Origin of the sequence: Thermotoga sp. KOL6 (assembly GCF_002866025.1) — a bacterium.
Classification (GTDB): Bacteria; Thermotogota; Thermotogae; order Thermotogales; family Thermotogaceae; genus Thermotoga.
This window is the reverse complement of record NZ_LNDE01000002.1, coordinates 570,220-581,081: the sequence shown is the minus strand read 5'-3', so window position 1 is coordinate 581,081 and position 10,862 is coordinate 570,220. Positions and strand designations below refer to the sequence as shown.

The 10,862-nt window shown below is 42.3% G+C and carries 9 protein-coding genes and 1 CRISPR repeat array; of the genes, 6 read left to right on the top strand and 3 right to left on the bottom strand.

Annotated features, from left to right (window positions below):
- Positions 1–343: 343 nt before the first annotated feature.
- Positions 344–2,878: a CRISPR direct-repeat array (repeat unit 21 nt; unit sequence GTTTCAATACTTCCTTGGAGG).
- Positions 2,879–3,020: 142 nt separating this feature from the next.
- Genes fabF through fabD form a run of 5 tightly spaced genes read left to right on the top strand, consistent with a single transcriptional unit; the run spans position 3,021 to position 6,991 of the window.
- Entirely contained in the window at positions 3,021–4,259 is a 1,239-nt protein-coding gene (fabF, locus tag AS005_RS07135) for a beta-ketoacyl-ACP synthase II (protein WP_101510989.1), read from the top strand.
- Positions 4,256–4,669, top strand: coding sequence for a 3-hydroxyacyl-ACP dehydratase FabZ (gene fabZ, locus AS005_RS07130; RefSeq protein ID WP_101510988.1), 414 nt, complete (start codon positions 4,256–4,258; stop codon positions 4,667–4,669). Before fabF ends, fabZ begins: the two co-directional genes overlap by 4 nt.
- Positions 4,666–5,607 carry an enoyl-[acyl-carrier-protein] reductase FabK gene (fabK, locus tag AS005_RS07125; protein WP_101510987.1) on the top strand — a complete coding sequence of 314 codons (942 nt, stop codon included), beginning with the start codon at positions 4,666–4,668 and terminating at the stop codon, positions 5,605–5,607. Before fabZ ends, fabK begins: the two co-directional genes overlap by 4 nt.
- Positions 5,604–6,113, top strand: a complete 510-nt coding sequence (locus AS005_RS07120; RefSeq protein WP_101510986.1) for a biotin transporter BioY — start codon at positions 5,604–5,606, stop codon at positions 6,111–6,113. Before fabK ends, AS005_RS07120 begins: the two co-directional genes overlap by 4 nt.
- The gene (fabD, locus tag AS005_RS07115) at positions 6,110–6,991 is read left to right on the top strand and encodes an ACP S-malonyltransferase (protein ID WP_101510985.1); all 882 of its coding nucleotides are present in this window, start codon (positions 6,110–6,112) and stop codon (positions 6,989–6,991) included. Before AS005_RS07120 ends, fabD begins: the two co-directional genes overlap by 4 nt.
- Here the strand turns inward: fabD and AS005_RS07110 are convergent.
- Both AS005_RS07110 and AS005_RS07105 read right to left on the bottom strand, forming a co-directional pair.
- The gene (locus tag AS005_RS07110) at positions 6,969–7,652 is read right to left on the bottom strand and encodes a 2-phosphosulfolactate phosphatase family protein (protein WP_101510984.1); all 684 of its coding nucleotides are present in this window, start codon (positions 7,650–7,652) and stop codon (positions 6,969–6,971) included. The genes fabD and AS005_RS07110 overlap by 23 nt on opposite strands.
- The gene (locus tag AS005_RS07105; protein ID WP_101510983.1) at positions 7,646–8,662 is read right to left on the bottom strand and encodes a DUF1611 domain-containing protein; all 1,017 of its coding nucleotides are present in this window, start codon (positions 8,660–8,662) and stop codon (positions 7,646–7,648) included. The genes AS005_RS07110 and AS005_RS07105 overlap by 7 nt, the downstream gene beginning before the upstream one ends.
- Positions 8,663–8,715: 53 nt before the next feature.
- On the opposite strand from AS005_RS07105, the gene AS005_RS07100 reads away from it, so the two are divergent.
- Positions 8,716–9,495, top strand: a complete 780-nt coding sequence (locus AS005_RS07100; protein ID WP_101510982.1) for a PfkB family carbohydrate kinase — start codon at positions 8,716–8,718, stop codon at positions 9,493–9,495.
- Here AS005_RS07100 and AS005_RS07095 read toward each other — a convergent pair.
- Positions 9,448–10,860, bottom strand: a complete 1,413-nt coding sequence (locus tag AS005_RS07095; RefSeq protein ID WP_101510981.1) for a hypothetical protein — start codon at positions 10,858–10,860, stop codon at positions 9,448–9,450. The two genes, AS005_RS07100 and AS005_RS07095, sit on opposite strands and share 48 nt — an antisense overlap.
- Positions 10,861–10,862 lie beyond the last annotated feature (2 nt).

The window sequence follows — 10,862 nt, the reverse complement described above, 5'->3', positions numbered from 1 at the left end:
ATGATCATAATATCTGAAAAACAACTCTCGAAGAGAAAAGAGACATTTCAATTTAACACAATAATGTGAAACTTCTTTCTTGATTTTGTGAATTGTGGAACTTTTTTGAAAGAGACCTTTTTGAACAAAAACAGCCTGTTTTAGGTGTTGATAATTCATAGTGTTTTGTATCTCTTGTGATAGGATATTCGCTTCGTATTCCATTATTCAATTTTGCCATCACATACAACTTCCGGTATCATCTTTTGTTTGTGTGTCTCATCTTCCCACTTTGTCCCTTTTTTTCCTTCTTCCCTTGACTTCTCACTCATCTATGTTCTATAATTTCTTACGAATCAGATGGGTTTCAATACTTCCTTGGAGGAATGGAAACCATCCCCCGCGTTCAAATTTCCTATGTCTAAAGATCCGGTTTCAATACTTCCTTGGAGGAATGGAAACCATCCACCACCCATCCAGGTGAGTATTTGAAACTGGTTTCAATACTTCCTTGGAGGAATGGAAACAGATCGGATGGTGTGGAAACAAATAAAGTATTATGATGTTTCAATACTTCCTTGGAGGAATGGAAACCTCTGTTTTGTGCTGGGCTTCCTATGTGACTTCATGGGTTTCAATACTTCCTTGGAGGAATGGAAACGATAACACTAAACCTGTTTTGTTGAAAATAACCGGAGTTTCAATACTTCCTTGGAGGAATGGAAACACGCTAAACGTTGGGGTGTTTTACAGGTTGTAACATGGTTTCAATACTTCCTTGGAGGAATGGAAACTCTTTTTCTGTGACTACTCTAAACTCACCTTTGTACGTTTCAATACTTCCTTGGAGGAATGGAAACTTCCTTTCAAATTCTTGGGATACACAACTAGATTTGGTTTCAATACTTCCTTGGAGGAATGGAAACTCTGAAAAGTACGAATGCTTCGTCTCTTACTGATAGTTTCAATACTTCCTTGGAGGAATGGAAACTCGACTACACCTTCAAGTCAATCGGACTCGCTTTCGTTTCAATACTTCCTTGGAGGAATGGAAACTATTTACCTTGTTTAGCTAAAAAGAATCCAACTCCAAGTTTCAATACTTCCTTGGAGGAATGGAAACACAATATTTCTCGCTACAATCATCGTTTTTATCTCGGTTTCAATACTTCCTTGGAGGAATGGAAACCAGGCGGGCATTTCCATTTTTGGGAGACCAACCCATGTTTCAATACTTCCTTGGAGGAATGGAAACTTGCGTTCCCCTCCTTGCTGTAGAAAGCCCGCCGGGTTTCAATACTTCCTTGGAGGAATGGAAACATACAACTAACAAGATTTCCCGGCTCTGAAAGGAAGGTTTCAATACTTCCTTGGAGGAATGGAAACCATTGTAGCGGGATCTGGACATGTGTTCATATCCACGTTTCAATACTTCCTTGGAGGAATGGAAACGAATCCAAAATATCGAGAAGATCCTCGACGCTAAACGTGTTTCAATACTTCCTTGGAGGAATGGAAACTGCTTGAGAACTTTGAAGCTGTATCACATGGAAATGTTTCAATACTTCCTTGGAGGAATGGAAACTTTTCTATATAAAATTCCCTAGCGAAAATTCTATATAGTTTCAATACTTCCTTGGAGGAATGGAAACATCGATTCTGCTTGCTGCAGCGCCAACTCACGATATGTTTCAATACTTCCTTAGAGGAATGGAAACAAGAAAAGACAAAGAGAGATAGTGATGATGAAAATAGTTTCAATACTTCCTTAGAGGAATGGAAACCATAAACGGATTGAAAAATGCTTCGTCGAAAATTATGTTTCAATACTTCCTTAGAGGAATGGAAACATGGAAATGACGGCGGGATGGAAGCTACAAATAACGGGTTTCAATACTTCCTTAGAGGAATGGAAACCCATCCTCATAAAGCTCCAGTGCTGGAAGGACTTGAGTTTCAATACTTCCTTAGAGGAATGGAAACTTTTGAAATCGACCGAACCTTTGAGAGCGAAGCAGAGTTTCAATACTTCCTTAGAGGAATGGAAACAGATGTATTGCATAACAGCTGCCGCTTGGTCTCCAGTGGTTTCAATACTTCCTTAGAGGAATGGAAACGAGGTGTACTTGGGATAGGGAAAGAGGAGTTCCAAGTTTCAATACTTCCTTAGAGGAATGGAAACACACATATAAAACTCGAATCTGGTGCTTGTTCTGGGTTTCAATACTTCCTTAGAGGAATGGAAACTTGCCTCTACGCGCTTGAAATACTCCTCCCAGAAAGGTTTCAATACTTCCTTAGAGGAATGGAAACTCGATGTATAATATTTTGTTGTAAGATTTCTTCATGTTTCAATACTTCCTTAGAGGGATGGAAACAGGTTGTGGAAGAAAAGATCAGTGAGGTGAAAGAGGGGTTTCAATACTTCCTTAGAGGGATGGAAACTTGCCAGTAGAGAATGGGATTACGAAGGATATGAAAGGTTTCAATACTTCCTTAGAGGGATGGAAACACAAACTTGATAGAGGAAGAGAGAGGTGAGATAAAGTTTCAATACTTCCTTAGAGGGATGGAAACAAAGGAAGGACAGGATTCAACCCTGCATTGTAGTGGTTTCAATACTTCCTTAGAGGGATGGAAACCTACATGTGTTTCGGCATCATATCGATCGCTGAGAGTTTCAATACTTCCTTAGAGGGATGGAAACCATGAGTTGTTTATATTCTGCGCGGAGCTGCAGCAGAAGTTTCAATACTTCCTTAGAGGGATGGAAACTAGGTAGCTTCCATTATTTGTTCCTTTATTCCATCGGTTTCAATACTTCCTTAGAGGAATGGAAACTCGGCAGTGCCCGCGACATCGTGAATTTCCTTGTACAGTTTCAACACTTCCTTATTTTTGCTGTAATCTCCAGCTTCAATAGTTTTATTAAAAAACTCGGGGAGATTTTCTCCCCGTTTTTTCACTTATATCCTGTGGTTGAACCCTTGCTATTTGTTATGATATAATCATGCCAGATTTTTTTGTCAGGAGGTGGTATTTTGAGGCGAGTTGTTATAACAGGAATGGGTGTTGTAAGTCCTTTTGGAGTGGGAAAAGAAAGAAATTTAGAAGGTCTTAGAGAAACAAAAGTAATGATAGATCGAATATCTTCTTTTAACGCATCTAACCTTCCAGTCCAAATTGCTGCTGAAGTCAGGGATTTCAAACCGGAGGAGTACATAAATCCCAAGCTGGTAAAAAGAACCGATCGTTTTGTCCATTTTGCTTTGGTCAGCACAAAAGAAGCAGTTGAAGAAGCGAAAATAGATTTCAAACCATTTTCGGAAAGAGTAGCGACAATAATAGGTTCAGGTATGGGCGGATTCTTAACATTAGACAACGAAAATAACAAATTTCTCTCCCAAGGACCTAATAGAGTGAGTCCCTTTTTGATTCCCATGATTCTCATCGATATGGCTTCCGGTGTTGTTGCGATGGAATACGGCCTAAAGGGTCCTAATTTTTCCTCTGTGAGCGCCTGTGCTTCTTCTCTCCATGCGGTAGCACTTGGTGCACTTCTGATAAGACACGGTTACGCAGATGTCGCTGTGGTTGGTGGAACAGAGGCAACAATAGCTCCTCTCCCAATCACTGGTTTTGCAAATATGAGGGCTCTCTCCAGAAGGAACGATGATCCAAAACATGCTTCTCGTCCGTTCGACAAAGATAGAGATGGATTTGTAATGGGAGAAGGCGGTGCGGTACTTATATTGGAAGCAGAAGAAATCGCTAAATCGAGAAAGGCAAAGATCATAGCAGAAATAAAGGGTATCGGCATGACAGATGACGCTTATCATTTCAGTGCCCCCGATCCTGAAGGTAGAGGGGCAGCGAAAGCGATGGAGTTGGCTCTCAAAGAATCCGGTCTTACTCCTACAGATATCGACTATGTGAGTTGTCATGCCACAAGTACCCCTGCAGGTGATGAAGCGGAACTCAAAGCCATTAAAAAAGTCCTTGGGGATCATGCTAGAAATGTTGCGATCAACTCTTCTAAAGCTCTAATAGGTCACTTACTTGGAGCTGCTGGTGCCGTTGAACTTATTCTTGCGATTCTTCAAATGCAAAACTCGTTCGTCCATGGAATGCCGAATCTTGACAATCCAACAGAAGAAGCACAAGGAACTGGACTCGTTGGTAAAGAATCCGTTCAGAAAGAAATCAGGAATTTCATAAAAAACTCATTCGGATTCGGTGGACACAACGTTTCCCTTGTTGTGGGGAGGTATGAACAATGAACATAGATTATGTGAAGTCCATTTTGCCGCATAGATACCCATTTCTTTTGGTTGATGGAGTGATTGAAGAGCACGAAGACAAAATCGTTGCTTTCAAAAATATCAGTATTTCTGATCCGGTTTTCCAAGGACATTTCCCGGAGTATCCAATATACCCTGGAGTTCTCATAATTGAAGGACTCGCCCAAACCGCTGGTATACTTCTTCTCAAAGATCTCGAAGGAATTCCTTTGTTTCTTGGAATCGACGAAGCCCGTTTCAAAAAAGAAGTGAGACCTGGAGATAAGTTGATCTACGAGGTGAAAAAAATAGGTGAGAAACTGGGAACAGTCCAAGTAGAAGGTGTGGCAAAAGTAGAAGATAAAGTGGTTGCAAAAGCCAAACTTCTCTTGGGGGTGAAGAAAAAATGAATGTTAAGACGAGGGTTACGGAAATGCTTGGAATAAAATATCCTATTCTGATGGGTGGAATGGCTTGGGCTGGCACACCAACTCTTGCAGCAGCAGTGTCCAATGCGGGTGGTCTTGGAATCATCGGATCAGGTGCTATGAAACCGAACGATCTAAGAAAGGCAATCAAAGACTTAAGAGAAAAAACGGACAAGCCATTTGGAGTAAACGTGATACTCGTTTCACCGTGGGCTGATGGTCTGATCGAGGTGTGTATTGAAGAAAGAGTACCAGTTGTCACCTTCGGAGCTGGAAATCCCACCAAGTACATAAAAAGGCTTAAAGAAAACGATATAAAAGTAATTCCAGTTGTTGCGTCTGACTCTCTGGCTCGTATGGTGGAAAGAGCGGGGGCGGACGCAGTCATAGCGGAAGGAATGGAATCAGGCGGACACATAGGGGAAGTTACTACTTTCGTTCTCGTCAACAAAGTATCAAGAAGCGTGAAAATACCCGTTATAGCTGCCGGAGGAATAGCAGATGGAAGGGGGATGGCGGCAGCGTTTGCTCTCGGTGCCGAAGCAGTTCAGATGGGAACAAGATTCGTTGCAAGTGTGGAAAGCGATGTTCATCCCGTTTACAAAGAAAAAATAGTGAAGGCTTCTATAAGAGACACCGTGGTGACAGGGGCGAAACTTGGTCATCCTGCTCGGGTACTCAGAACACCTTTCGCTCGTAAGATACAAGATATGGAATTCGAAAATCCTATGCAGGCCGAGGAAATGCTGGTAGGAAGCTTGAGAAGGGCAGTTGTTGAGGGCGATATCGAAAGAGGATCCTTCATGATGGGGCAAAGTGCAGGATTGATCGACGAGATAAAACCTGTGAAACAGATCATTGAAGATACGATCAAAGAATTCATAGAAACAGTCGATAAACTGAGGGGGTACATTGTGTGAAACAACTGGCAATCTCCGGACTGTTCACCGCTCTGATTGTTGTTGGAGCGTGGATTTCTATCCCTGTAGGTCCCGTCCCTTTTACACTCCAGGTGTTCTTTATCCTCCTTGCCGCCTACCTTTTGGGTAAAAAGTACGGAACCCTTTCTGTAACCACTTACGTCTTACTCGGTGCTGTGGGTCTTCCCGTTTTTGCCAATTTCAAGGGAGGAGTTCACATCCTTGTGGGGCCAACCGGTGGATATCTCTTTGGTTTCATTATCGGAACGTTTGTCATAGGATTTCTTTCCGAGAAAAAGGAAAACCTTTTCTGGTACATTCTTTCGGGAATAGCAGGTCTTGGGATTATTTATACTCTTGGTGTTTTCGTTCTTAACTTTTACGTTCACGATATAAAAAGAGCTGTCCAGGTTGGTTTTGTCCCGTTCGTGTGGCTAGATCTTACAAAATTGGTGCTTGCTTCCTTGATAACGATCAAACTGAGAAAAATGGGGGTGTTGAAATGAGAGCCTTCATTTTCCCAGGACAAGGATCCCAGTATTCTGGTATGGCAAAAGATTTCTCCGTTTACGAATCGTCGGAGGAGATTTTTGAGAAAGCTAGGAGAGTTTTGGGATTCGACATTACAGAGATCATGAATGGTGACGAAGACACCTTGAAACTTACGGAGAATGCACAACCTTCTATATACATAACGAGTTATATTGCTTTTCTCGAATTGGAAAAGAAGGGTATTCTCCCCAATGTTGTAGCTGGTCACAGTCTTGGGGAATATACCGCCCTGGCTGTTGCAGGCGTGTATGATTTCGAAACCGGACTGTACCTTGTGAGAAAAAGAGGAGAGTACATGTCGAAGGCGTTGGAACCCGGGAAAGGAACGATGGCTGCTGTGATAGGCCTAGATATAGAGAAAATTGAAGAAGTGGTGAACCAAATAGAAGGTGTTTACATCGCTAATTACAACTCAAACGAACAGGTTGTCATCAGCGGTTTGAAAGAAGCCGTCAAAAGAGCTATGGAGATCCTGAAAGAAAAAGGTGCCCGTCGGGTAGTAGAATTGATGGTTTCGAGCCCCTTCCACACCCCGTATTTGGAGTATGCGAAAGAGAAGATGGAAGAGGAAGTAGAGAAAGTAGAGTTCAAGAAACCAAAATGGCCTATTGTGATGAACTCAACTGCTAAACCAACTGAGGATCCGGAGGAAATAAAGAAGAACATTATCGAACAAATCACCGGCCCAGTTCTTTGGAAGCAGTCCGTGGATACGATGAAAAACATGGGAGTAATCGAATTCATAGAAGTGGGTCCAAAAACTGTCTTGAAAAATCTGTGCAGAAAAATGGGAGCGAAAGCTTTACATTTCACAGAGGTTCTTTCAGAATGAAAGCATCGTCCACGAGGATAGGTACCACATCGGAAACATTTTCTCTCAAGCAATAGTCGACGTCTTTTTCAAATCCGAGGGAGATGAGCTTTCTAGCATGGGAGGAGTGCTGTTTTATCTCCTCCCTTAAATCTTTTACTGACTCAAAGTATTTCTTGGCAACGTGAGCTCCATCTTTCAAATCTTCCCTTCCCAACCTTTTCACGATCGCACCGGCTAGCAAAAAATCTTCTGAAGAGAACTCACCGTTCGTCCCTGCACAAACGAAGACGATATCTCTTTTGTCTCTCAAATATTTCACAACGGCAAGGGCATTCAAAAACGACGCTGCGATTATCTCTTTACTCTTGATCTTTTCGATCACTTGTGTTCCATTGGTAGTGGTGAGAACAATTACTTTCCCAAAAACGATTTCTTTCTTGTATTCTAAAGGAGAATTCCCCAAGTCAAAACCTTCTATCTTTCTTGCTTCTCTCTCTCCACATATCAGGACATTTTCCCTTCGTTTCTCTAGTGCCTCCTTCACAGTACGAACCGGTATCACTCTTTTGGCACCGTTCGCGAGAGCAGTTACAATGGTACTGGTGGCCCTCAAAACATCTATAACAACCGCCACTTCACTCTTCACAAAAGAACAAGGTAACATTGCTACATCTACCATTGGACCACCTTCTTCAGCATTTCATCGAGATCAGCAGGATCAAACGGGTTGTAAACAGGAAGATCCGTTTTGAACGAACCACTTAAGCATACTCCACCCAACACTCTTGCGTTCGAAAGAGTTTCTATCAGTTTTCTCTCTTCCTCAAACTCGGGTTTTTTTGGTACTTTTGGAAAAGATTCGAAATGTTCACGGCTCGGATCATGCACCAGAAAAACGATATCCGGATTAGAGCCGTATAGGAGACCAATAGTGACCTGACCGTAAGCAGGGTGTCTCAGAGCTCCTTGACCTTCGACAAAAACAACCTCCATTCCTCTTCTCTCCAATTCTAAAATTGTTCTTTCCACTACTCCTGGAACGAAATCTGCCGGGATGGCATCTATTACGTATCCAGCATCTGCACCTATCAGTATCCCCGTCTGACCCGTCGCCATAAAGCCCGCTTTCATTCCTCTTTCTATGGCCTTTTCCCAGAGTTGTACCGCTGTGGTTCTCTTTCCTACAACGCAGTCCGTTCCAAAAATACCAACAACTTTCACTTTCTTTTTGTAGATATCTCCTCGAAAAACTCGCAATTCGGAGGGAGGAACTCGAATGTCTATTATCTTCGAACCACTTTTCCGAGCGAGCTCTAAAAATTCTGATTGCTGAGAAATTTTAAAGTGAAGTCCGGATAAAACGTCAAGCCCTTTCGATAACGCGTCTTTCACAAGTTGAGCAATTCTCTCTTCTAAATACCCACCAGGATTCGACACGCCGACTATCACAACTCTTGCACCTAACCTTTTGGCTTTTTCAATTGAAGAGACGATTGGCACATTGAAACGAACGGGAGAAACGAATTCACTGACCATTCTTCCCTCATACTCTGCTATGACACATACGGGCTTAAAAAGTCTGCTGTGCCTTAAGAGTCCATAAGTGGTTTTCGCGTGTGGAGTTCCCAGTTGTCCCCAAGATACTATTGCAGCGGGCGTCCATCGTTGGTATAATTTCCAAAGATTCACCCTTTTTCCCTCCGCTCCTTTTAAAAAATTCTATCATATGGGAGGTTTCTCAATTGAGGATAGCAGTTGTCGGCGGATCTTTTTGGGATATTTTCGTGTTCGGGAAAGAGGCACATTCAGTGTTGATCAAGGAGACGCCGGGCGGTTCCGGTTTGAACGTAGCGTACGGATTGTTTCTCCTAGGCTACGAAGTAGACTTTTTCTCGAACATAGGAAACGACTACAGGGGTAAACATATTATCAAAGTGTTGAACGATGAAGGTTTCGACATATCCGGCATAGAAATAGTTCGAGGAGAAAAAACAGGGCTCTTCATTGCGTTCAACGACAGGCCCCTTGCTGTCGATCGCGGTGTGAACGAAAAAGAAGTTGACGTTCCTTCACCTCTGGATGACTACGATCTCATCTTCATAACAGGTGAGGTCCCAGAAGAAACTATAAAAACGGTATGTGAGGAAGGGAGCAACGTAGTACTCGACATAGGGCCCAATGCGAAGGTAGATACCGAAAACTTGAAAGCCCTTGTGATAGGAAATGAAGAAGAGTGTTCAAAAACGAGGTGTGATATTGTAAAAATGGGACCAAAAGGTGCAAGGTGGGGAAGAGTAGAGATTCCTGGAAACGGTAGGCCTTTTCCATATTCGCTCGGACTCGGTGATGTCTTCGACGTTGTCTTAATTCACCTTCTCTTAAAGGGAAAATCCCAAGGAGAAGCTCTCAAAGAAACTGTAGAATACGTCCAGGATTTCTATGGAAAAGAGCCAAAAACTCCTTTTGAGAAGATATCAGATATCCGATTTCTCGAACCATTTGATAAAACGATTGAAGATTGAGACAAATCCAACTGTACTTCCTATTATCAGGGAGAACACTGTCAACAGAAAGACGTTGCGCGCCGATTCCAAAGTGTAGCTCAGCAACGCGATCACACCGAATACCATCAGTTGGATCAAAAGGATCTTCGGAGTTGAGAAAACTTTTGCAGGATTCGTGAGTTGTCCTTTGTGTTCTTTTTTGGACAGAAGAAGCCCAAAAGACGACACAAAAAGGTAAAGACTGAGAAACACAGGTATGAAACACAAATACAGAGGTTGAGCTTTGTAAATGGTGACAAACAATACGTAAGCTGATATGATCGCAAAATTGAGCAGAGAAGGAACCACAACTTTGGAGGTCATGATTTCTCTAAGGCGCAGTGGAAGTGTTTTTGGAAAGGGCCATACTTCCAATTCTCTTCTCAAAAGCATGCCACTCATCGTGGAGTTGTAGAGGGCAGAAATTCCAGCGGCAAAAATGAGCCCAAAATCGGTGTTGCCAATTATTGTCATCAACATCCCAAATCCAACTGGATAAAGCAAGAGATACACTGTCCTCTCCTCGCGGAGAAGCGTAATCAAGTCTTTTTTGAAGAAGCCTTTTCCAATAGAGAAAGAGTTGTTCTCTTTGACAGGAGATTTTCTTCTAGAGACAACTGGTTCAAACGCAAATTTCTTCGCTAAACTTTCAAAAACTGTGAAGACAAGTACGATCAGCAAAAACTCGTAAATCACAAAATGTGGTTTATAGTGGGAGAGAAAAGGATAAGCAAGAGGATTCCAAGCAGAGACAAAAATCTTTCCGAGTTTTATAGCAAAAGACGGCACGTTCGCCAAGGTCAAAAATCCAAGAATGGCAACGAGTTGCACGAAAGACGAAAGACGACGAGCAATCGTGTTGGTCATTAGTCTTCCAAACAAAAGAGCAAGTACTGATCCGCTCAAGAAAAGAACAAACACATGAACAATACCAGATATCAACGCTATCCAGTCTTTCAGGAGAAGAGAAAACATAACGAAATTCAGAAGTATGATTATCAGGGTAAAAGATTGGTAAAACAACGATACCAGCAATTGATATGTGATAATCGTTCTTCTCTTAAAGGGAAGAGTGAGTAGAAACTCCAGCTCGGTCTCCAAGATGAGGGAATGTGAAAGGTAGAATGAAATTCCAAGAATAAACATTATGGAAAACAAGGTCGTCGAAAAAGCCAAGGAGTTGATAAAAGCCGCTTCACCGTATTCTTCGAGAAGAAGCTCGAAAGGCTTTCCTAAGAGAGGATAAAAAAGCGTACCTGTTGCCACAATGGAGACGAAAGTAGAATACAACCCTCTCTTTCCATTTGGGAACGCGTATCTCAGCAAAACAAGAAGTTCCCTCATTC

Coding starts and splice junctions, on each gene's coding strand:
- AS005_RS07110 (WP_101510984.1), bottom strand. CDS start 7,652: ATGGTAGATGTAGCAATGTTACCTTGTTCTTTTGTGAAGAGTGAAGTG.
- fabZ (WP_101510988.1), top strand. CDS start 4,256: ATGAACATAGATTATGTGAAGTCCATTTTGCCGCATAGATACCCATTT.
- fabK (WP_101510987.1), top strand. CDS start 4,666: ATGAATGTTAAGACGAGGGTTACGGAAATGCTTGGAATAAAATATCCT.
- AS005_RS07095 (WP_101510981.1), bottom strand. CDS start 10,860: ATGAGGGAACTTCTTGTTTTGCTGAGATACGCGTTCCCAAATGGAAAG.
- fabD (WP_101510985.1), top strand. CDS start 6,110: ATGAGAGCCTTCATTTTCCCAGGACAAGGATCCCAGTATTCTGGTATG.